The sequence below is a fragment of the Serratia sp. Z4 genome, from assembly GCF_009900725.1.
GTDB lineage: Bacteria > Pseudomonadota > Gammaproteobacteria > Enterobacterales > Enterobacteriaceae > Serratia > Serratia nematodiphila.
Genome location: NZ_JAAABD010000015.1, coordinates 1 through 22,415, shown reverse-complemented (window position 1 = coordinate 22,415; position 22,415 = coordinate 1). Strand labels below are relative to the sequence as shown.

Annotated in this window: 20 protein-coding genes and 1 riboswitch; of the genes, 10 read left to right on the top strand and 10 right to left on the bottom strand. The window is 59.2% G+C overall.

The features are described from left to right. Positions 1-79 precede the first annotated feature (79 nt). The 4 genes from rpoC (at position 80) to GT753_RS24750 (ending at position 6,656) form a co-directional block, all read left to right on the top strand. Positions 80-4,303 carry a DNA-directed RNA polymerase subunit beta' gene (rpoC, locus tag GT753_RS24765; RefSeq protein WP_004929899.1) on the top strand — a complete coding sequence of 1,408 codons (4,224 nt, stop codon included), beginning with the start codon at positions 80-82 and terminating at the stop codon, positions 4,301-4,303. 166 nt (positions 4,304-4,469) lie between these two features. Next, the gene (locus GT753_RS24760; RefSeq protein ID WP_016929429.1) at positions 4,470-4,916 is read left to right on the top strand and encodes a GNAT family N-acetyltransferase; all 447 of its coding nucleotides are present in this window, start codon (positions 4,470-4,472) and stop codon (positions 4,914-4,916) included. Further along, the gene (locus tag GT753_RS24755; RefSeq protein WP_075685743.1) at positions 4,916-5,380 is read left to right on the top strand and encodes an oxidoreductase; all 465 of its coding nucleotides are present in this window, start codon (positions 4,916-4,918) and stop codon (positions 5,378-5,380) included. The genes GT753_RS24760 and GT753_RS24755 overlap by 1 nt, the downstream gene beginning before the upstream one ends. Before the next feature lies 1 nt (position 5,381). Continuing rightward, positions 5,382-6,656 carry a sensor histidine kinase KdpD gene (locus GT753_RS24750; protein ID WP_015376319.1) on the top strand — a complete coding sequence of 425 codons (1,275 nt, stop codon included), beginning with the start codon at positions 5,382-5,384 and terminating at the stop codon, positions 6,654-6,656. Here GT753_RS24750 and GT753_RS24745 read toward each other — a convergent pair. The 8 genes from GT753_RS24745 to GT753_RS24710 all read right to left on the bottom strand — a co-directional run bounded on the left by GT753_RS24745 (position 6,642) and on the right by GT753_RS24710 (position 14,372). After that, entirely contained in the window at positions 6,642-7,421 is a 780-nt protein-coding gene (locus GT753_RS24745) for a helix-turn-helix domain-containing protein (protein ID WP_031300325.1), read from the bottom strand. The genes GT753_RS24750 and GT753_RS24745 overlap by 15 nt on opposite strands. 729 nt (positions 7,422-8,150) lie before the next feature. After that, positions 8,151-9,284, bottom strand: a complete 1,134-nt coding sequence (gene thiH / locus GT753_RS24740; protein WP_015376321.1) for a 2-iminoacetate synthase ThiH — start codon at positions 9,282-9,284, stop codon at positions 8,151-8,153. After that, a complete protein-coding gene (locus GT753_RS24735; protein ID WP_015376322.1) occupies positions 9,284-10,063 on the bottom strand; it encodes a thiazole synthase in 780 nt (259 codons plus the stop codon). The genes thiH and GT753_RS24735 overlap by 1 nt, the downstream gene beginning before the upstream one ends. Before the next feature lies 1 nt (position 10,064). Then, positions 10,065-10,265, bottom strand: a complete 201-nt coding sequence (thiS, locus tag GT753_RS24730; protein WP_015376323.1) for a sulfur carrier protein ThiS — start codon at positions 10,263-10,265, stop codon at positions 10,065-10,067. Beyond that, a complete protein-coding gene (locus GT753_RS24725; RefSeq protein ID WP_015376324.1) occupies positions 10,262-11,011 on the bottom strand; it encodes a HesA/MoeB/ThiF family protein in 750 nt (249 codons plus the stop codon). The genes thiS and GT753_RS24725 overlap by 4 nt, the downstream gene beginning before the upstream one ends. After that, on the bottom strand, positions 11,004-11,654 hold the full coding sequence (gene thiE, locus GT753_RS24720; protein ID WP_021505238.1) for a thiamine phosphate synthase: 651 nt from the start codon (positions 11,652-11,654) through the stop codon (positions 11,004-11,006). Before thiE ends, GT753_RS24725 begins: the two co-directional genes overlap by 8 nt. Then, positions 11,647-13,590: a phosphomethylpyrimidine synthase ThiC gene (gene thiC / locus GT753_RS24715; RefSeq protein WP_076740207.1), complete on the bottom strand. Its 1,944-nt coding sequence runs from the start codon at positions 13,588-13,590 to the stop codon at positions 11,647-11,649. The genes thiE and thiC overlap by 8 nt, the downstream gene beginning before the upstream one ends. Before the next feature lie 114 nt (positions 13,591-13,704). Then, a riboswitch (TPP riboswitch) is annotated at positions 13,705-13,829 on the bottom strand. A gap of 39 nt (positions 13,830-13,868) precedes the next feature. Next, entirely contained in the window at positions 13,869-14,372 is a 504-nt protein-coding gene (locus GT753_RS24710) for an Rsd/AlgQ family anti-sigma factor (protein ID WP_004929879.1), read from the bottom strand. A 101-nt stretch (positions 14,373-14,473) separates the two neighbouring features. On the opposite strand from GT753_RS24710, the gene nudC reads away from it, so the two are divergent. The 6 genes from nudC to GT753_RS24680 all read left to right on the top strand — a co-directional run bounded on the left by nudC (position 14,474) and on the right by GT753_RS24680 (position 18,849). Then, a complete protein-coding gene (gene nudC, locus GT753_RS24705) occupies positions 14,474-15,241 on the top strand; it encodes an NAD(+) diphosphatase (protein WP_160126077.1) in 768 nt (255 codons plus the stop codon). Between the two features lie 38 nt (positions 15,242-15,279). Further along, a complete protein-coding gene (gene hemE / locus GT753_RS24700) occupies positions 15,280-16,344 on the top strand; it encodes a uroporphyrinogen decarboxylase (RefSeq protein WP_004929877.1) in 1,065 nt (354 codons plus the stop codon). A gap of 9 nt (positions 16,345-16,353) precedes the next feature. Beyond that, positions 16,354-17,040: a deoxyribonuclease V gene (gene nfi / locus GT753_RS24695; RefSeq protein ID WP_021505241.1), complete on the top strand. Its 687-nt coding sequence runs from the start codon at positions 16,354-16,356 to the stop codon at positions 17,038-17,040. A 48-nt stretch (positions 17,041-17,088) separates the two neighbouring features. After that, positions 17,089-17,679, top strand: coding sequence for a YjaG family protein (locus tag GT753_RS24690; RefSeq protein ID WP_004929875.1), 591 nt, complete (start codon positions 17,089-17,091; stop codon positions 17,677-17,679). A 189-nt stretch (positions 17,680-17,868) separates the two neighbouring features. Next, positions 17,869-18,141, top strand: coding sequence for a nucleoid-associated protein HU-alpha (gene hupA, locus GT753_RS24685; RefSeq protein ID WP_004929874.1), 273 nt, complete (start codon positions 17,869-17,871; stop codon positions 18,139-18,141). Positions 18,142-18,177: 36 nt separating this feature from the next. Beyond that, a complete protein-coding gene (locus tag GT753_RS24680; protein ID WP_015376330.1) occupies positions 18,178-18,849 on the top strand; it encodes a DUF1481 domain-containing protein in 672 nt (223 codons plus the stop codon). Positions 18,850-18,898: 49 nt separating this feature from the next. Here GT753_RS24680 and purD read toward each other — a convergent pair whose 3' ends face one another. Further along, positions 18,899-20,182: a phosphoribosylamine--glycine ligase gene (gene purD, locus GT753_RS24675; protein ID WP_015376331.1), complete on the bottom strand. Its 1,284-nt coding sequence runs from the start codon at positions 20,180-20,182 to the stop codon at positions 18,899-18,901. Between the two features lie 48 nt (positions 20,183-20,230). Next, complete coding sequence (purH, locus tag GT753_RS24670) at positions 20,231-21,820, bottom strand: bifunctional phosphoribosylaminoimidazolecarboxamide formyltransferase/IMP cyclohydrolase (protein WP_015376332.1); 1,590 nt, start codon at positions 21,818-21,820, stop codon at positions 20,231-20,233. Between the last annotated feature and the right edge of the window lie 595 nt (positions 21,821-22,415).

The following is a 22,415-nucleotide window of genomic DNA, read 5'->3' as shown; positions in this document are numbered from 1 at the left end:
AGGGTGGTTGTTCAGGTCACACGGGTACCTACTGCGGTTGTGGGTACCCAACAGGTTTAACTCCGACAGGAGCCAATCCGTGAAAGACTTATTGAAGTTTCTGAAAGCGCAAACTAAGACCGAAGAGTTTGATGCGATCAAGATTGCTCTGGCCTCGCCAGACATGATCCGTTCGTGGTCGTTCGGTGAAGTTAAGAAGCCGGAAACCATTAACTACCGTACGTTCAAACCAGAGCGTGACGGCCTTTTCTGCGCCCGTATCTTCGGGCCGGTAAAAGATTACGAGTGCCTGTGCGGTAAGTACAAGCGCTTGAAACACCGCGGCGTGATCTGTGAGAAGTGCGGCGTTGAAGTGACCCAGACCAAAGTGCGCCGTGAGCGCATGGGCCACATCGAGCTGGCTTCCCCGACTGCGCACATCTGGTTCCTGAAATCGCTGCCATCCCGCATCGGTTTGCTGCTGGATATGCCGCTGCGTGACATCGAACGCGTACTGTACTTCGAATCCTATGTGGTGGTCGAAGGTGGTATGACCAACCTCGAGCGCCGTCAGATCCTGACTGAAGAGCAGTATCTGGACGCGCTGGAAGAGTTCGGTGACGAATTCGACGCCAAGATGGGTGCGGAAGCCATTCAGGCCCTGTTGAAAAACATGGATCTGGAAGCCGAGTGCGAGCAGCTGCGTGAAGAGCTGAACGAAACCAACTCCGAAACCAAGCGCAAGAAGCTGACCAAGCGTATCAAGCTGCTGGAAGCGTTCGTACAGTCCGGTAACAAGCCGGAGTGGATGATCCTGACCGTGCTGCCGGTACTGCCGCCGGATTTGCGTCCGCTGGTTCCGCTGGATGGCGGCCGTTTCGCGACGTCGGATCTGAACGATCTGTATCGCCGCGTGATCAACCGTAACAACCGTCTGAAACGCCTGCTGGATCTGGCTGCGCCTGACATCATCGTGCGCAACGAAAAGCGTATGCTGCAAGAAGCGGTAGACGCCCTGCTGGATAACGGCCGTCGCGGTCGTGCCATCACCGGTTCCAACAAACGTCCTCTGAAATCTTTGGCCGACATGATCAAAGGTAAGCAGGGTCGTTTCCGTCAGAACCTGCTCGGTAAACGCGTTGACTACTCCGGCCGTTCCGTAATCACCGTAGGTCCATACCTGCGTCTGCATCAGTGCGGTCTGCCTAAAAAGATGGCGCTGGAGCTGTTCAAACCGTTCATCTACGGCAAGTTGGAGCTGCGTGGCCTGGCCACCACCATCAAAGCCGCCAAGAAAATGGTTGAGCGTGAAGAAGCCGTCGTTTGGGATATCCTGGACGAAGTGATCCGCGAACACCCGGTACTGCTGAACCGTGCACCAACCCTGCACCGTTTGGGTATCCAGGCGTTTGAACCGGTTCTGATCGAAGGTAAAGCGATCCAGCTGCACCCGCTGGTTTGTGCGGCCTATAACGCCGACTTCGATGGTGACCAGATGGCCGTTCACGTACCGCTGACGCTGGAAGCCCAGCTGGAAGCGCGTGCGCTGATGATGTCCACCAACAACATCCTGTCCCCAGCGAACGGCGAGCCAATCATCGTTCCTTCTCAGGACGTTGTACTGGGTCTGTACTACATGACCCGCGACTGTGTTAACGCCAAGGGCGAAGGCATGGTGCTGAACGGTTCCAAAGAAGCTGAGCGCGTTTACCGCGCAGGCCTGGCGTCTCTGCATGCACGCGTTAAAGTGCGTATCACCGAAGACGTCAAGAACGCCGAAGGCGAATGGACTTCTCAGACCAGCATCATCGACACCACCATCGGCCGCGCCATCCTGTGGATGATCGTACCGAAAGGTCTGCCGTACGCGATCGTTAACCAGCCTTTGGGCAAGAAAGCGATCTCCAAGATGCTGAACACCTGTTACCGCATCCTGGGCCTGAAGCCGACCGTAATCTTTGCTGACCAGATCATGTACACCGGTTTTGCTTACGCAGCCCGTTCCGGCGCTTCCGTAGGTATCGACGACATGGTTATCCCGGCCAAGAAAGCGGAGATCATCGAAGAAGCGGAAACCGAAGTTGCCGAGATCCAGGAGCAGTTCCAGTCTGGTCTGGTTACCGCCGGCGAACGCTACAACAAAGTGATCGATATCTGGGCTGCCGCGAACGAACGCGTTGCGAAAGCGATGATGGAAAACCTGTCGGTAGAAGACGTGGTTAACCGTGACGGCGAAGTGGAACAGCAAGTTTCCTTCAACAGCATCTTTATGATGGCCGACTCCGGTGCGCGTGGTTCCGCCGCTCAGATTCGTCAGCTGGCCGGTATGCGTGGTCTGATGGCGAAGCCGGACGGCTCCATCATCGAAACGCCAATCACCGCGAACTTCCGTGAAGGTCTGAACGTACTCCAGTACTTCATCTCCACCCACGGTGCTCGTAAAGGTCTGGCGGATACCGCACTGAAAACCGCGAACTCCGGTTATCTGACCCGTCGTCTGGTTGACGTGGCGCAGGACCTGGTGGTGACCGAAGACGACTGTGGCACCCACGACGGCATCCTGATGACTCCGGTTATCGAAGGTGGCGACGTGAAAGAGCCGCTGCGTGAACGCGTTCTGGGCCGTGTGACGGCAGAAGACGTCCTCAAGCCGGGTACGGCGGACATTCTGGTGCCACGCAACACCCTGCTGAACGAGAAGGCGTGTGACCTGTTGGAAGAGAACTCTGTCGACAGCGTTAAAGTCCGTTCCGTGGTGAGCTGTGAAACCGACTTCGGTGTGTGTGCTAACTGCTATGGTCGCGACCTGGCACGTGGCCACATCATCAACAAAGGCGAAGCCATCGGCGTTATCGCGGCACAGTCCATCGGTGAGCCGGGTACACAGCTGACGATGCGTACGTTCCACATCGGTGGTGCGGCATCTCGTGCGGCTGCTGAATCCAGCATTCAGGTGAAAAACAAGGGTAGCATCAAGCTGAGCAACGCGAAGTTCGTTATGAACGCCGCAGGCAAGCTGGTGATCACCTCGCGTAACACCGAACTGAAACTGATCGACGAATTCGGCCGTACCAAAGAAAGCTACAAGGTGCCTTACGGCGCCGTGATGGGCAAAGGCGACGGTGAAGAAGTTAACGGCGGCGAAACCGTCGCTAACTGGGATCCGCACACCATGCCGGTCATCAGTGAAGTCAGCGGCTTCATTCGCTTCGCCGACATGGTCGACGGCCAGACGATTACTCGTCAGACCGACGAACTGACCGGTTTGTCTTCTCTGGTTGTTCTGGACAGCGCAGAGCGTACCGGTAGCGGTAAAGACCTGCGTCCGGCACTGAAAATCGTTGACGCTCAGGGCGAAGACGTATTGATCCCAGGTACTGATATGCCTGCCCAATACTTCCTGCCGGGCAAAGCGATCGTTCAGCTGGAAGACGGCATTCAGATCGGTGCGGGTGATACCCTGGCGCGTATTCCTCAGGAATCCGGCGGTACCAAGGATATTACCGGTGGTCTGCCGCGCGTTGCCGACCTGTTCGAAGCACGTCGTCCGAAAGAGCCGGCAATCCTGGCTGAAATCAGCGGGATTATCTCGTTCGGTAAAGAGACCAAAGGCAAACGTCGCCTGGTGATCTCTCCGCTGGACGGCAGCGACGCTTACGAAGAGATGATTCCGAAATGGCGTCAGCTCAACGTGTTCGAAGGCGAAGTGGTGGAACGTGGCGACGTCGTTTCCGACGGCCCAGAGTCTCCGCACGACATTCTGCGTCTGCGTGGCGTGCATGCGGTTACCCGCTACATCACCAACGAAGTGCAGGAAGTTTACCGTCTGCAAGGCGTTAAGATTAACGATAAGCACATCGAAGTTATCGTTCGTCAGATGCTGCGTAAAGGCACCATCGTTAGCGCTGGTGGCTCCGAGTTCCTGGAAGGCGAGCAGGCTGAAGTGTCTCGCGTCAAGATTGCCAACCGTCAGCTGGAAGCTGAAGGTAAAATCGCGGCAACCTTCTCGCGCGATCTGCTGGGTATCACCAAGGCATCCTTGGCGACCGAGTCCTTCATCTCCGCCGCATCGTTCCAGGAAACGACGCGCGTTCTGACCGAAGCTGCCGTAGCCGGCAAGCGCGACGAACTGCGTGGCCTGAAAGAGAACGTCATCGTGGGCCGTCTGATCCCAGCCGGTACCGGTTACGCTTATCATCAGGATCGCATGCGTCGCCGTGCTCAGGGCGAAGCGCCGGTTGTTCCGCAAGTCAGCGCGGAAGAAGCGACCGCGAACCTGGCCGAGCTGCTCAACGCAGGCCTGGGCGGCAGCGACGACGAGTAATCGTCATCCGCGCCGCGGGCCCGGCATGCCGGGCCCATTGCCAGATAAACCGCTCCCTCGGGGGCGGTTTTTTTTCGCCTCATGCCGGGGCAGAGCAAACTTTGCTACTATGGTTACAGCAGAAATTGACCGGCGCTTTTACCAGACAACCAAGGACAGTGCGAACATGGACAGCCTCATTACCTTCGAAAAATTGACGGCACAACACCTGCCTTACCTGTATGAGATCCGCTTTTCCGTTGAAGAAAACCTGCTGCATCCGCATCAGATCCAGTATCTGCAGCGCAGGCAGGCGCTGGAGGACATCAACCAGGGCGGCGGCTGGATCTGCAAGCATGGCGACGACTATGCCGGCGTTGGCTTCGGGTTATTCATCCCTGAACCGTTGATCGGCGGCCTGTTCGTGAAGCCGGAATACCAGTCGAAGGGGATCGGCTCCGCCTTGTTGGCGCGAGTCACCGCCTGGATGTTTGAGCGCGGCGCCGAAGCGATCCACTTAACCACCGATCCGGGCTCCAAAGCCGAAGGCTTTTATCAACATCACGGCTGGGCCGTGGTCGGGCAGGATGAGTTCGGCCAGGCCGAACTGGTGAAACGCAAAGAGGGTGAATAATGACAATCAAAGGATTGATGACGTTACTGCTGCTTTCGCTGTTCAGCGCACCGCTGTATGCGGCCGTTGACTATTTTTACCTGAAACCGCTCGATGGTGAGAAGATCAAGATAACCAGGCAGATGCTGGAGGCGATGCCGCATCACACGATTAAAACCTCGACCAATTTCACCCCGGAAGATACGTTCACCGGCGTTGAGCTTGCAGAGTTAGTGAAAGCCTACCACCTGAAAGGCCAGTCGGTGCGCGCTTTCGCCTGGGATGATTACTCCTATTCGATGCCGATTGACGAGATGATTAAATACCGTGTGATCGTCGCCTACCAGCGCGGCGGCAAGCCGATCGACGTTGGTGAGCTGGGGCCGTTCGCCATTATTTATCCGCGCGATGGTTATACCGAGCTGAATAACCTGGATGTGAATGCGAAAACCGTCTGGCAAGTGAAACGGTTGGAGCTGAAATAAGATGAGCAAAAAACTGATCGGTACTCTTATCGCGTTGGTTGCCATCTTCTCCTTATTGATTTTGTTGATTGCCATTAACTTCGGCGGCGTAAAAGAGCGCTATAAGCAGATCGAGCCCAATCTGGACAACTACTCGGTGGCCGAGATCCTGTTTCTGGCGTTTGAAAGGACCAAAATCGCGCTGTTGCTCAGTGAAAACAACGACTACGACGCCTTCCAGATCAAAAAGAAAATCTTCTACTCGAAGATTCAGATCCTGGAGAGCCGTTCGACCTTCAGCGACTCTTTTTATTACGACGACGAGTTCATCAAAAATGTTGCGCTGCTGAAGCAGCAGTATCGCACGTTGGACGATCTTTCTGCCGGCTTGCTGGTGGGGCTGAAAAACAAGGCGGACATTCTCTCTTATATGGATGATATCGAGGGTACGCTGGTCGATATCCAGGAAATTATTTATCGGATACAGATTAAAAACTTTACCGAAGTGAAAGGCATCATCCAGGACAACTCGAGTAAAGCCGAGATGTTCGCCCTCTTTTCGCTGATTTTAGTGTTCCTGATGATGTTCCTGGTGCTGAGAAACGCCTTCTCGTTGAAAGAGATCATCAAGAACAAGAACATCTTTATCTCTTCCATCTACCACGAGATCGCCGGCTCGACCCAGGCCATCGTCATTGCCGCGGATATCATGGAACATGAGCTGGCGCAGGAAGAGTTGAAAAAAGAAGCCCGCCTGATCTCCTATCACGGTAACAAGATCGCCGAACAAACGCGCGAGGTGATGGATTATTCTCGGCTTGAGATGGGAGAAGTTAAAATCAATATTTCCACCTTCCGGCTGAATGAGGTGGTGGCCGATGCCGTAACCGGCATCGGCGCCGGGCGAGGCAATCGCCTCGTGATCCACCGTTCGTCTTATGCCGGCCTGATTGGTTCTGATAAATACAAGCTCTACCGAATATTGGCCAACCTGCTCAGCAACGCGGATAAGTTTACCCACCACGGCGCGATCGCCCTCAATGTGAAGGTGTGTCACGGCAATCTGTATTTACGGGTAAAAGACACCGGCATCGGGTTTAACGTCGATAATCTGGATCGGTTATATAAGGCGTTCAATCAGGGGGTAGAAAGGGAGACGCGGCAGGGATTAGGGCTGGGGCTGACCATTATCAAAAATTACGTCACGACGATGAAAGGCACCATCAAGGTCAAATCCGTCGAAGGGGGGGGCTCATCGTTTTTGATCCGCATTCCGGTCAAACTAATTAAAGAATAGGTTCGACAGCAATAGCGAAGAGATAATCAGCGGCTTGGTCGGTTTTTCCACCAGGTGCACGTCATAGTGCAGGATCATATCGCCGATGTTTTTCTCGTAGTGATTCAGCTGGCCGGTCAGAATGATGATGCGGGCGTGCGGATCGAGGGCGTCTTTAATTTTCTTCACCACGCGTTCGGAAGTCTCGCCGAAGTCCAACAGCCAGTCCAAAATAAACGCCTCAAAGGACTGCTGCTCCAGCGCGGCCAGCATGGCGTCCGCCGTCTGAAAGGTCTCAGCCTCGATGCCGTAGCGGCTGGCGATCTTCTTCAACAGTTCGAGAATATCGCCGTCATTATCCAGGATCGCGATGCGCGGGGCCGGCAGAAAGTCTATCTTGTTGACTTTATACAGCGGGGCATCGGCTGCATATTCCCGATTGGTGTTGATGATGAAAAGATCGTCCTTTTTGTAGGCGTAAGTTTCGTCGTTGTCCGCTTGCGTGACCGGGCGCTCGTCGGCCTCAATGTTACAGCGCTTGTGAATGCTGTTCATGATAAACACGCCGTTATGTGTCCTTTGGCCGGCAAACGGCTCGTTGAAATACTGGAAAACCTTTTTGACTTCATCGAGGGTGATGCCCCTTTTGCCATCCAGCTTCTGTTTGGCGCTGTTGTACTGAAGGTTCAGTATGTTGGCCATCGTGGAGGCATGTTTTCTGTCGCCAACTCCTTTCAGAGTGAGCAACGCGCTGATTGCATCGATGTAATTTGGCGTTTTCTTCATGACAACCTTGGCTTTTTTGTTGTTAACCGCGAGCGTTGGAAAACCTGCGTGAGGACCCGTGCTGGATTATAGATGAAGCCTCGGTTATTGCGGTGATATCAGTTTGATTTTCCTTGGCAAACTCAAAAAACACTCGATGACAAATAAAAAAACACTCAAAAGACATTCACATTTAGCCGTTTATGTGGTTAATTAGCGCACATACTGTGTGATTCGCGTCCTGGGGGGGTGCCAGTCTCACAAAATAAACCGCCTGCTCTTGTCCGTAAGCAGGGAGCAGGCGGCAAAAAGATCCGCGGCCGACACCAGGGCCATTGGCAGCACCGGGGATGGCTACTCGAACCTCTCTTCGTCGCTGTACCTTCTTTTTTCCTCTTTCCCCACTTTTCTGCCGCAACAGCGTCCTATGAGTTTCACCGCTGAGTGAGTGCCGAGCACCGTTGTGCCACAGTCCTTTAGCCGACAAGGCACCTGCCCGTACACCCTTACAGGCCGCGATACGCCATATGCGCGTTGCTGCGGAGAGGGCCCGGAGTCGCGCAAGAGAATCTCCGGCGCGATCCGGGATGGGATAAGGCGGGGCCATCGAGAGGGAGACGGCCCCGGCCGGCACCGGGTTTGGCGGCCGGCAAGGTCACTATAATCGGCGCGTTTGTCGGCGCCAGCACCACCGTTCGGCATTGCGCGGCCGCTCCAGCGTTTTCTTCACGCGGCGGTAAACGTTGCCGCTTATTGCGCACCGCGTCCCAGATAACCGTCCCAGTCTTTCCACACCGGCTGCAGCCCGGCGTTGCTGATGGCCTCGGCGACCTGCTGCGGCGTGCGGCCGTCGTGCGGTTCGAACTGTTCCAACTCCGGCGGCACGTCATCGGCATAGCCGCCGGGCTGCGTCTTGGATCCGGCGCTGACGCTGTTGATCGCCACCGGGATCATATGATCGCGGAAGTACGGCGACTCACGCGTAGACAGCGACAGCTCAACGTCCGGCGCGAACAGCCGGAAGGCGCAGATCAGCTGCACCAGCTGAGGCTCGCTCATGATCGACGCCGGCTCAATGCCGCCGGCGCAGGGGCGCAGGCGCGGGAACGAGATCGAGTAGCGGCTCTGCCAGTAGGTTTGCTGCAGGTAAAACAGATGTTCCGCCAGCAGGTAGCAGTCGGTGCGCCAACTGTTGGACAGGCCGATCAACGCACCGAGGCCGATCTTGTCGATCCCGGCGCGCCCCAGGCGATCCGGCGTGGCCAGGCGCCAATGGAAATCCTGCTTCTGGCCGCGCAGGTGATGCTGCAGATAGGTGGCCGGATGGTAGGTTTCCTGGTACACCAGCACGCCGTCCAGGCCCAGCGTTTTCAGTTCGGCGTATTCCTCCTGCGCCAACGGCTGCACTTCCATCATCAGCGAGCTGAAGTGTCGGCGGATCGCCGGGATGTGCTGGCGGAAATAGTCCATGCCGACCTTGGTCTGATGCTCGCCGGTGACCAGCAACAGATGTTCGAACCCCAGCGCCTGGATGGCTGCGCACTCGCGGGCGATCTCCGCCGCATCCAGCGTTTTGCGCTTGATGCGGTTGCTCATCGAAAAGCCGCAGTAGGTGCAGTCGTTGGCGCACAGGTTGGACAGATACAGCGGCACATAGAAGCTGACGACGTTGCCGAATCGCTGACGGGTCAGCTGCTGCGCGCGCTGCGCCAGCGGTTCCAGATACGGCGCGGCGGCGGGGGAGATCAGCGCCATAAAGTCGTCGCGCGTCAGCTTGTCGGCGTTCAACGCGCGTTCCACGTCGCGCGCGGTTTTGCCGTTGATGCGCAGCGTAATATCGTCCCAATCCAGCTGTTGCCAGCGGCTACTGAAATCGTCGGCCATCACTGTGCCTCCTCTGGCTGGCTGAGGAAGGCGGTCAGCGGGCTCGAGGCGACCGCGCCGCGCTGGCTGACGCCCAATCCGGCGCTGCGCGCCAATTCGCCGGCCTCCAGCGCCAGGCGAAACGCCCGCGCCATTTGCACCGGGTCGCGCGCCACGGCGATGGCGGTATTCACCAGCACCGCGTCGGCGCCCAGCTCCATCGCTTCCAGCGCATGGCTTGGCGCGCCGATGCCGGCGTCGACCACCACCGGCACCTTGGCCTGTTCGATGATGATCTCGAGGAAGTCGCGGGTGCGCAGACCGCGGTTGGAACCGATAGGGGCGCCGAGCGGCATCACCGCCGCGCAGCCCGCCTCTTCCAGCCGTTTGCACAGCACCGGATCGGCGCCGCAGTAGGGCAGCACCACAAAACCGTCTTTCACCAGCGTTTCCGCCGCCTTCAGCGTTTCTATCGGATCCGGCAGCAGGTATTTCACATCGGGGTGGATCTCCAGCTTCACCCAGTGGGTGCCGAGCGCTTCACGCGCCAGCCGGGCGGCGAATACCGCTTCGGCGGCCGTTTTGGCGCCGGAGGTATTGGGCAACAGCCTGACGCCCAACTGTTGCAGCGGCGCCAAAATGGCGTCGTTGCCGCCGCGCAGATCGACGCGCTTCATGGCCATGGTCACCAGCTGTGAGCCGGAGGCCGCCAGCGCCTCCAACATCAGCGCCGGGGTGGCGAACTTGCCGGTGCCGGTGAACAGGCGCGAGGTAAAAGTGGTATCGGCGATTTTCAGCATGTCAGCCTCCGGCGATCGCTTGAAACAGCAAAATGTCGTCACCGTCCTGCACCTGATGGTCGGCCCAGTCGGCGCGCGGGATGATGGTTTGGTTGATCGCCAGCGCGGTACCCGGCTGGTGGCGTTCCAGCTGGGCCAGCAGGGCGGCGACGCTGAGCGGCTGCGGCAGCTCCAGCGGTTGGTCGTTTAAACGGATCTTCATGCCGCGCCTCCGCATACCGGGCAGGCACGGGCCTGGCTCAGTTGCAGCGTGCTCCAGCTCTGCTGCTTGCCGTCGAACAGCCGCAGTTTACCGCTGAGGGAAGAAGGCATGCCGGCCAGCATCTTGATGGCCTCCAGCGCTTGCAGGGTGCCGATCACGCCCACCACCGGACCGAGTACCCCGGCGGTGCGGCAGTTGCGCTGCGGCTCTTCCTGCTCCGGGTACAGGCAGGCGTAGCAGCCGTGCGCATAGGGCGGCTCGAGCACCAGCAGCTGGCCGCTGAAGCCGACCGCGCTGCCGCTGATCAGCGGCTTGGCGGCGGCGATGCAGGCGGCATTGACCTCATGGCGGGTCGCCATATTGTCGCAGCAGTCCAGCACCAGATCGGCGCGTGCGACCGCGTCGCGCAGCGCTTGCCCTTGCAGCCGCTGCGCCAGCGGGATGGATTCCACCAACGGGTTCAGCGCCTGCAGGTGGCGTTGCGCCAGCGCCGCCTTGCCGGTGGCGGTATCGGCGCTGCGGTAGAGGATTTGCCGCTGCAGGTTGGTGACGTGCAGCTGGTCGTCGTCGGCCAGCAGCAGCGTGCCGACGCCGGCGGCGGCCAGATACAGCGAAGCCGGGGAACCGAGCCCACCTAAACCGACGATCAGCACCGTGGCGCGCTTGAGTCTCTCCTGGCCTTCCGGGCCGACGTCCTCCAGCAGCAGCTGGCGGCTGTAGCGCAGGAATTCCTGATCGTTAAGCATCGTTCGGATCCTCGCCTTCGATCAGCCGCAGCAGCTCGGTCGTCGCCGCGCGCCAGTCCGGTGCCTGGGTGATGGCGCTGACCACCGCCACGCTGCCGACGCCGCACGCCAGCACCGCCGGCACGCGATCGATACTGATCCCGCCGATCGCCACCGTCGGGTAATCCGCCAAACCGGCGATGTGGCGTTTCAACTCCGCTAGCCCCTGTGGCGCCGAAGGCATGTCTTTGGTCTGAGTGGGGAAGATGTGCCCCAACGCGATGTAGGACGGTTTCACCGCCAGCGCGCGCGCCAGTTCGGCGTCGTCATGGGTGGAGACCCCCAGCCGCAGCCCGGCGCGGTGAATGGCCGCCAGATCGGTGGTATCGAGATCTTCCTGGCCCAGATGTACGCCGTAGGCGCCGTGCTTGATCGCCAGCCGCCAGTAGTCGTTGATGAACAGCCGCGCCTGATAACGCCGGCCCAGCGCGATGGCGGCAGCGATATCCTCTTCGACCTGCTCATCCGGCAGGTCCTTGATGCGCAGCTGGATGGTGGTGACGCCGGCCTCCAGCAGGCGAGCGATCCATTCCACGCTGTCGACGACCGGGTAAAGCCCCAGTTTGTGGGGCGTCGCCGGGAAGGGGGTCGTGATATCAGTCATTGCTGGTCTCCTCCTGCAAATTGCCGGCGCTGTGATACAGCTCGCTGCCGCGGGCGCGGAACTCGGCGGACATTTTCTCCATGCCGGTCAGCTGCACCTCGATCGGTTTGGCGGCCTCTTGGGCGGCGGCGTAGTCGCGCACCTCTTGTGAAATCTTCATCGAGCAGAATTTCGGCCCGCACATCGAGCAGAAGTGGGCGATCTTGCCGGATTCCTGCGGCAGGGTTTCGTCGTGATAGGCGCGCGCGGTGGCCGGATCGAGCGCCAGATTGAACTGATCTTCCCAGCGGAATTCGAAACGCGCCTTGGACATGGCGTTATCGCGGATCTGCGCGCCCGGATGGCCTTTGGCCAGATCGGCGGCGTGAGCGGCGATCTTGTAGGTGATCAGGCCCTGTTTGACGTCCTCTTTGTTCGGCAGGCCGAGGTGCTCTTTCGGCGTGACGTAACACAGCATGGCGCAGCCGAACCAGCCGATCATCGCCGCGCCGATGCCGGAGGTGAAATGGTCATAGCCCGGGGCGATATCGGTGGTCAGCGGGCCGAGGGTGTAGAACGGCGCTTCGTGGCAGTGTTCCAGCTCTTCGGTCATGTTGCGGCGGATCATCTGCATCGGCACGTGGCCTGGGCCCTCGATCATCACCTGCACGTCGTATTCCCAGGCGATTTTGGTCAGTTCGCCCAGCGTATGCAGTTCGGCGAACTGGGCTTCGTCGTTGGCGTCCTGAATTGAGCCGGGGCGCAGGCCGTCGCCGAGCGACAGCGAAACGTCGTAGGCGGCGCAGATCTCGCAGATTTCACGGAAGTGCTGATAGAGGAAGTTTTCCTGATGGTGCGACAGACACCATTTGGCCATGATCGAGCCGCCGCGCGACACGATGCCGGTCAGGCGTTTGGCGGTCATCGGCACGTAGCGCAGCAGCACGCCGGCGTGGATGGTGAAGTAGTCGACCCCTTGTTCCGCCTGTTCCAGCAGCGTATCGCGGAACATCTCCCAGGTGAGGTTTTCCGCCACGCCGTTGACCTTCTCCAGCGCCTGATAAATAGGCACCGTACCGATGGGCACCGGGCTGTTGCGCAGGATCCATTCGCGGGTTTCGTGAATGTAGCGGCCGGTGGAGAGATCCATCACGGTGTCTGCGCCCCAGCGGGTGGCCCACACCAGCTTCTCCACCTCTTCTTCGATCGACGACGTGACCGCCGAGTTGCCGATATTGGCGTTCACCTTCACCAGGAAATTGCGGCCGATGATCATCGGCTCCGCCTCAGGGTGATTGATGTTGGCGGGAATGATAGCGCGGCCGGCGGCCACTTCCTGGCGCACGAACTCCGGCGTGATGTTGTCCGGCAGGTTGGCGCCCCAGCCCTGGCCCGAATGCTGGTGGCGCAGCACCTCGCCGCGAATGCGTTCGCGCCCCATGTTTTCGCGGATGGCGATGAACTCCATCTCCGGGGTGACGATGCCGGCGCGGGCATAGTGCAGTTGGGTCACGCACTTGCCCGGTAACGCCTTGCGCGGCAACGGCAGGTGTTCGAAACGCAGGTGATCGAGGCCTTCGTCCGCCAGCCGCTGTTGGGTGAAGCCGGAGCTGGCGCCGCTCAGGGTGGCGGTATCGCCGCGCGCGTCGATCCAGCCTGCGCGCAGCTTGGTCAGGCCCGCGTGCACGTCGAGCTCGGCCTGTGGATCGCCGTACGGGCCGGCGGTGTCATACACCGGGATCGCCTCGTTGGGTTCATACTGCGGGCTATCTTTGCTGCCGCCGATCAGGGTCGGGCTGAGCTGAATTTCGCGCATCGGCACCTGGATATCGCGGCGCGAACCCTGCAGGTAGATGCGGCGTGAGTTTGGGAAAGCCATGCCTTGCAGGGTGTCGATAAACTGCTGGGCGGCTTCGCGTTGCGCCTTACGGGCGCGCGGTGGATTAACGTTAGACATAGCAAGTTCCTACCAGTGTGTTGGGTTGGGAAAGTTGCTTGTCTGGAGCTCGGAGGGAGTAATGATGGTGGCCGATAAGGCAGGGCACCCGCAAGGGGAAGGCCGTGTCTGTGGCGATAGATTACTCTTGTTCCCTTCGCGGGTATTAACCCGATCAGGTTCCGCGGATCCCGAATTAACGGTCTCAGCCTGGCTGATTCGATGAACAAATCAGGCGCTAGGCACTCCGACAAGATGCCCCCCAGTATAGGAGGGATAAGAAAAAAAACTATAAAATTTTAACGCGCCGGATCCAGCGCCTGGTCCGGCAGCGGTTGCTGCGTGGCTTCCGCTTCCAGCAGGATCAGCTTATCTTCCAGCGCAAAGCGCGCCGCCAGCGTTTCGCCGATATCCGACAAGGCCTGGTGGAATTCCAGACAAACCTCCTGATCGATATCCACTTCGGTATAGCGATCGTGGAACGCCATGATCTGTTCGGTATTGGCCCATAGCTTGGGGTAGATGTTCACCGCCAGCGACATTTTCGGACTGGCTGCGCCTTCCACTTGTTTGATAATTCTGTCATAGATATGAAAATGCCCTGCGGAGAGGTAATCCACCAGGTTATGGCAAAAGTTCTCCAGCGCTTTTTCATTCAGCGGCGTATGCTTTTCTTTATTCGGTTTGAGGCCTACCAGCGTGCAGTAGGCGACCAGCAACTGCTTGCGGGCCTGAAGCCATTGATCAACTAATTCATTACTACCGCCAACGCGCTGAGTCAGCCTTTCCAAACGGTTGAGCATGTTTGACTCCGTGTAAGTAACAAAAGTAACCGGTAAGTTATTAAAATGTAACAAAGCCGATTTGTAGAGTGCCAGTGAAGCTGAGGTTGTGCAACAACGATATGGAACTTGCATTAACGGGCAATGAAAACGGCTGGTGGATCGTCAGCCATGAAAGCAAACTTTGGTTACCGAACGGTGAATTGCCGTCGGGGAACGCCGCCGCCTTCGGGCTGCAGGGCCATATGGCGCGCACCATCGGTGAGTGGGAGGGCGCGCCGGTCTGGCTGGTGCGCCAGGCGATGCCGCGGGAGATGGGGTCGGTGCGTCAGTTGTTGGATCAGGATCGTGGTCTGTTCCAGCTGGCCGGGCGCGGCGTGCAGTTGGCGGATTTCTACCGCTCCCATCGCTATTGCGGCTACTGCGGCCATGAGATGCACCTCAGCCGCACCGAAAGCGCCTGCCTGTGCGGCCATTGCAAGGAGCGCTACTACCCGCAGATCGCGCCCTGCGTGATCGTCGCCATTCGGCGCGACGATCAGATCCTGCTGGCGCAGCACGTGCGCCATCGCGGCGGCATTCACACGGTGCTGGCCGGTTTCGTTGAAGTGGGCGAAACGCTGGAGCAAGCGGTAGCGCGCGAAGTGATGGAAGAGAGCAATATTGAAATCAAGAACCTGCGCTACGTCACGTCACAACCCTGGCCGTTTCCGCACTCGCTGATGATGGCCTTTATGGCCGATTACCACCAGGGTGAGATTCGTCACGATCCCAAGGAGCTGCTCAATGCCGGCTGGTATCGTTACGACCAACTGCCGCTGTTGCCGCCGCCCGGCACCGTGGCGCGCCGCTTGATTGAGGACACCGTGGCGCTGTGCCGGGCAGAATAATGTACAATGGCCGGCAGATTATTAAGGGAGCCCCATAAATGACTGAGTTGAAGAACGATCGTTACCTGCGCGCGCTGTTGCGTCAGCCGGTGGATGTGACCCCCGTATGGATGATGCGCCAGGCCGGTCGTTATTTACCGGAGTATAAGGCGACTCGCGCCCAGGCCGGTGATTTTATGTCGCTGTGCAAGAACGCGGAGCTGGCCTGCGAGGTTACGCTGCAGCCGCTGCGCCGCTACGCGCTGGACGCCGCCATCCTGTTCTCCGACATTCTCACCATTCCCGACGCCATGGGGCTCGGCCTGTACTTTGAAGCCGGCGAAGGCCCGCGTTTCAGCTCCCCCGTCACCTGCCGCGCCGACGTCGACAAACTGCCGGTGTTCGATCCGGAAGTGGAGCTGGGCTATGTGATGAACGCGGTGCGCACCATTCGCCGCGAGCTGAAGGGCGAAGTGCCGCTGATCGGCTTCTCCGGCAGCCCGTGGACGCTGGCTACCTATATGGTTGAGGGCGGCAGCAGCAAGGCATTCACCAAGCTGAAGAAGATGATGTATGCCGAGCCGGCCACGTTGCACCTGTTGCTGGACAAGCTGGCGGACAGCGTGATCCTTTACCTCAATGCCCAGATCAAGGCCGGCGCGCAGTCGGTGATGGTGTTCGACACCTGGGGCGGCGTGCTGACCGGGCGCGATTACCGCGAGTTCTCTTTGCACTACATGCACAAGATCGTCGATGGCTTGCTGCGTGAAAACGACGGCCGCCGCGTGCCGGTAACGCTGTTCACCAAAGGCGGCGGGCAGTGGCTGGAGGCGATGGCCGCCACCGGCTGCGATGCGCTGGGGCTGGACTGGACCACCGACATCGCCGACGCGCGCCGTCGCGTAGGCGACAAAGTGGCGCTGCAGGGCAATATGGATCCGTCGATGCTTTATGCTTCTCCGGCGCGCATCGCGGAAGAAGTGGAGACCATTCTGGCCGGTTTCGGCCACGGCAACGGTCATGTGTTCAACCTGGGCCACGGCATCCATCAGGATGTGCCGCCGGAGCACGCCGGGGCCTTCGTCGAGGCGGTGCACGCGCAGTCGGCGAAATACCACCGTTAAGGATCCGATGTGACCGATATGGCGGCTCTGCGCGCCGAACAGCTGCGGCGCGCCGCTGAAGTCATTCGCTACGACGAGCTGCCGGCCGAACCGCCGGCGTTCATCGCCGGCGCCGATGTGGGCTTCGAGCAAGAGGGCGCGGTGACGCGCGCCGCCATCGCCATCCTGCGCTATCCGTCGCTGGAGCTGGTGGAGTATCAGGTGGCGCGCATCGCCACCGTCATGCCTTATATCCCGGGTTTCCTGTCGTTTCGCGAATACCCGGCGCTGTTGGCCGCCTGGGGGCAGCTGCGGCAAAAACCGGGGCTGATCTTCGTCGATGGGCACGGCGTTTCACATCCGCGGCGCCTCGGCGTCGCCAGCCATTTCGGCCTGCTGGTCGATGTGCCGACCATCGGCGTGGCCAAGAAGCGCCTGTGCGGCAAATTCGCGCCGCTGGACGCCGCCGTCGGCGCGCTGTCGCCGTTGGAAGATAAGGGAGAACAGCTGGGCTGGGTATGGCGTAGCAAGGCGCGTTGCAACCCGCTGTTCATCTCTACCGGTCACCGCGTGGGCGCCGACAGCGCGCTGGCGTGGGTGCAGCGCTGCATGGCGGGCTACCGTTTGCCGGAGCCGACCCGTTGGGCCGACGCCATCGCTTCGCGCCGTCCGGCGTTTCAGCGGTGGTTGCAGCAGCATCCGGAGGTGTCGCCATGAGCGATTTCGGGTACACTGCGCCGCAGATAACGCGTAAGAGAGTAAAGCATGCTACGTAACCCGATTCATTTACGTCTGGAACGGCTCGAGGGCTGGCAACATTTGACCTTTATGGCCAGTTTGTGCGAGCGTATGTACCCGAATTACCAGATGTTCTGCAAACAGACCGAGTTCGGCGATCCGGCGGTTTATCGCCGCATTCTGGATTTGGTGTGGGAAACGCTGGTGGTGAAGGACGCCAAGGTCAACTTCGACAGCCAGCTCGAGAAGTTGGAAGAGGCGATTCCGTCGGCGGAAGATTACGATCTTTACGGCGTTTACCCGGCAATTGATGCCTGTATCGCATTAGGGGAACTGATCCATTCGCGGCTCGGCGGGGAGACGTTGGAGCACGCCATCGCCATCAGTGAAACATCGATTCGCACCGTGGCGATGTTGGAAATGACCCAAGCCGGTAAGGAAATGACCGACGAAGAGTTGGAAAGTTTGCCTGCGGTAGAGGAAGAATGGGACATTCAATGGGAAATTTTCCGCCTGTTGGACGCCTGTGAAGAGCGCGATATAGACCTGATCAAGGGGCTGCGATCCGACCTGCGGGAGGCGGGCGTCAGCAACATCGGGATAAATTTAGCGCAATAAGGCAACAAAACGTGATTTAACGCCTGATTTGTCATGCCTTAAGGCTTCACATCCGCACCCTGTCTGGTCTACATTTGGGGGGCGTAAAAAAAGTGGCTATCGGTGCGTGTATGCAGGAGAGTGCTGTCAATCGGCATATCCGTCGCACTCGATGCTTTGCAAACGATAAACACACTGTAAGGATAACTTATGAACAAGACTCAACTGATTGATGTAATCGCGGACAAGGCTGACCTTTCCAAAGCACAAGCTAAACTGGCTCTGGAATCCACCCTGGCTGCAATTACTGAGTCTCTGAAAGAAGGTGATGCAGTACAATTGGTTGGCTTCGGTACTTTCAAAGTAAACCATCGTAGCGAGCGCACTGGCCGCAACCCACAGACTGGCAAAGAAATCAAAATCGCAGCAGCCAACGTGCCTGCGTTCGTTTCTGGCAAAGCACTGAAAGACGCCGTTAAATAAGACCGCGCCTCGGTGAAAAGATTAAACAGGGGGGCGATGGCGCCCCTTTTGTTTACTCGTCGGGCGCTTATGGCCGTTGGCATCGCCGTCGGCCTGAGCGCCTGCAGTTTCCATTCCGATATCCCCAGCTTTACCGCCAGCGGCTTCGTGGCCGATCAGGGCGTGATACGTCTGTGGCGTAAAGACGATGAGCAACATCGTCCGCAAGTGTTGGTCAGCGTTTACAGCCCTTACCGCGGCCCGGGTACCATTACCACGCTGTACACCTATCAGGGCGACGTGCTGCGCCAAATCAAACGTAACGACGCCGACGGCGATCGAGATTCCATTCAGCTGCGCTTTGCCGACGATGGCACGGTGAGCTTTATGCAGCGCCAGCTGGCGACACGCCGCGAACCGCTGACCCGCGATGAAATCGCCCTGTATCAATATCAGGCGCGACGGATCCTCGAAGTGAGCAATGCGCTGCGCGCCGGCAAGGTCAAATTGCTGCAGGGGCGTTGGATGCAGGGCGAGGTGCAAACCTGCGACGGGCAGCGCTTAAAACCCGGGTTGGATGCCTCCGCCATCGCCTGGATCGAAAAACGCGCCCGCAGCAGCAGCCGGCCGGTGAGCGTCGCCTGGCTGGAAGCGCCCGAAGGCAGCGAGCTGCTGCTGGTGGCGAACGACGACTTCTGCAGCTGGGAACCGAAAGAAGACCAGCTATAAAAAAGGCCCCGCACTGCGGAGCCTCTGGTCATTATCATGAAAGGTCAAATTATTTGCCGCGCGCAATCGCGCGATAACCGATATCTTTGCGGCAGAAGCTGCCTGGCCACTGAATGCCTTCCGCCAACTGATAGGCGCGTTGCTGCGCCTGCGCCACGGTATCGCCCAGCGCCGTCACGCACAGCACGCGGCCGCCGCTGGTGACGACGTCATCGCCCTGCAAGCGTGTGCCGGCGTGGAAGACCTTACCGTCGGCGCTTTCCTGCTGCGGTAGCCCCTGGATAACCTCGCCGTTGCGATAGTCACCCGGATAACCGCCGGCTGCCAGCACCACGCCAAGGGCAGGGCGTTCGTCCCAATCAGAGCTCTTCTCGTTCAGACGGCCTTCGGCGCCCGCCAGACACAGTTCCACCAGATCGGAGCGCAGGCGCAGCATGATCGGCTGAGTTTCCGGATCGCCAAAACGGCAGTTGAATTCGATCACCTTCGGCTGGCCGTCGGCGGAGATCATCAGGCCGGCGTACAGGAAGCCGACGTAGGTGTTGCCTTCCGCCGCCATGCCGCGCACCGTCGGCCAGATCACCTGATCCATGGCGCGCTGGTGGATTTCGTCGGTCACGACCGGCGCCGGGGAGTAGGCGCCCATACCGCCGGTGTTCGGGCCGGTATCGCCGTCGCCGACGCGTTTGTGGTCCTGGCTGGTGGCCATCGGCACCACGTTCTCGCCATCGACCATCACGATGAAGCTGGCTTCTTCGCCGTCGAGGAACTCTTCCACCACGATGCGATGGCCGGCGTCGCCGAAGGCGTTGCCGGCCAACATGTCGCGCACCGCCTCTTCCGCTTCCTGCAGCGTCATCGCGACGATCACGCCTTTACCGGCCGCCAGGCCATCGGCCTTGATGACGATCGGCGCGCCTTTGCGGCGCACATAGGCCAGCGCCGGCTCCACCTCGGTGAAGTTTTCATATTCGGCGGTCGGGATGCGGTGGCGCGCCAGGAAATCTTTGGTGAAGGCTTTGGAGCCTTCGAGCTGCGCGGCGGCCTGTGATGGGCCGAAGATTTTCAGACCGGCGGCCTGGAAGGCATCGACCACGCCGATCACCAGCGGCGCTTCCGGCCCAACGATGGTCAGACCGATGTCATGGCTCTGGGCGAACGCGACCAGGGCGGGGATGTCGGTGGCGGCGATCGCCACGTTTTCCAGATTGGCTTCCAGCGCGGTGCCGGCATTGCCCGGCGCAACGTAGACTTTATCCGCCAGCGGAGACTGGGCGGCTTTCCAGGCCAGCGCGTGCTCGCGCCCGCCGTTGCCGATAATCAAAATGTTCATCAGGGGCTCCACGAATGGCGTGCGCCGGAGCGCACGCGGCAAAAGGAATTAATGGCGGAAGTGACGCATGTCGGTGAAGATCATCGCGATGCCGTGTTCGTTGGCGGCGGCGATCACTTCGTCGTCGCGGATCGAACCACCCGGCTGGATCACGCAGGTGATGCCAACCGCCGCCGCGGCATCGATGCCGTCGCGGAACGGGAAGAAGGCGTCGGAGGCCATGGCGGAGCCTTTCACTTCCAGCCCTTCGTCGCCCGCTTTGATGCCGGCGATCTTGGCGGAGTAAACGCGGCTCATCTGGCCGGCGCCTATGCCGATGGTCATGTTGTCACGCGCATAAACGATGGCGTTGGATTTCACGAACTTGGCCACTTTCCAACAGAACAGCGCGTCACGCAGTTCCTGTTCGGTCGGCTGGCGCTCGGATACCACGCGCAGATCGGCGGCGGTTACCATGCCCAGATCGCGATCCTGCACCAGCAGGCCGCCGTTGACGCGCTTGAAGTCCAGCCCCGCCACGCGTTGCTGCCACTGGCCGCAGGCCAGCACGCGCACGTTCTGTTTGGCGGCCAGCAGGGAGCGCGCTTCCTGGGTGACGTTTGGCGCGATGATCACTTCCACGAACTGGCGGCTGATGATCGCCTGCGCGGTGGCGGCGTCCAGCTCGCGGTTAAAGGCGATGATGCCGCCGAAGGCGGAGGTCGGATCGGTTTGGTAAGCGCGCTCGTAGGCGGCCAGAATGTCGTCGCCGATCGCCACGCCACAAGGGTTGGCGTGTTTGACGATCACGCAGGCCGGTTCGGCGAACTCTTTCACGCATTCCAGCGCGGCGTCGGTATCGGCGATGTTGTTATAGGACAGCGCTTTGCCCTGCAGCTGTTCGGCGGTCGCGACAGAAGCTTCCTTTACTTCTTCCTCTATATAGAAGGCGGCCTGCTGGTGGCTGTTTTCACCGTAGCGCATATCCTGCTTCTTGATGTAGTTGAGGTTCAGGGTGCGCGGGAAGCGGCCGGACGGCTGTTCGGTCTCGCCGTGGTACGCCGGCACCAGCGCGCCGAAGTAGTTGGCGATCATGCTGTCGTAGGCGGCGGTGTGTTCAAAGGCCTTGATGGCGAGATCGAAGCGGGTGGCATAGCGCAGCGAACCGTCGTTGTTGTCCATCTCGGTAATGATGGCGGCGTAGTCGCTGCTCTTCACCACGATGGCGACGTCTTTATGGTTCTTGGCGGCGGAGCGCACCATGGTCGGGCCGCCGATATCGATATTCTCGACCGCATCCTCCAGCGAGCAATCCGGGCGCGCCACGGTTTGGGCGAATGGGTACAGATTGACGACTACCATGTCGATAGGCTTGATGTCATGCTGATTCATGACAGCGTCGTCCTGGCCGCGGCGGCCGAGAATGCCGCCGTGGACTTTCGGGTGCAGGGTCTTAACTCGTCCGTCCATCATCTCCGGGAAGCCGGTGTAGTCGGAAACTTCGGTAACGGGCAGACCGGCGTCTGCCAGCAGACGGGCGGTGCCGCCGGTGGACAGCAGTTCAACGCCGCGCTGGGAAAGCGCTTCGGCGAATTCAACGATACCGGTTTTGTCAGACACGCTGAGCAGGGCCCGGCGGATTGGACGAGGTTGTTGCATGGTTTTATCCCTTGGCTTTGAGTCGCAATTAAAGAGCGTTACGTGAATGTCCACCTCGTTCTGTCTATAAAGCGCAGTTTTTTGCCTTATAAAGGGAGGGTCAGGCACATATTCAGGTAACGCCCCCATAAAAAGGGGGATCGTTTCGTCGCGGGGAATTGTAGCGAAAACGTTTGCGTGGTGCTCGTAAATTTTCCGTACAAATCGCATCTGTGGATAACACTGTGCGCAAGTGGGTATAAAGCGGGGTTTTGCTGTGGAATGCAGCGAACGATCGTTTTTGCTGAAAATACCTGTTGCGGCCTGCGAGGAACTCCCTATAATGCGCCTCCATCGACACGGAACATGTGAACAACTTCACAGAGTATCCGGGGGTCGCAGAGAAAAAATCCTGAAAATTAGGGTTGACTCTGAAAGAGGAAAGCGTAATATACGCCACCTCGAGTTAGCAAGCGAAAGCGCCTAACTCACTGCTCTTTAACAATTTATCAGACAATCTGTGTGGGCACTCCACAAGACGATATCCAGCATCTTCGGATGCAAAAAAATATCAAGTCTTGAAGAGTGACTAACTGAAGTAAAATTCATGCAGTAA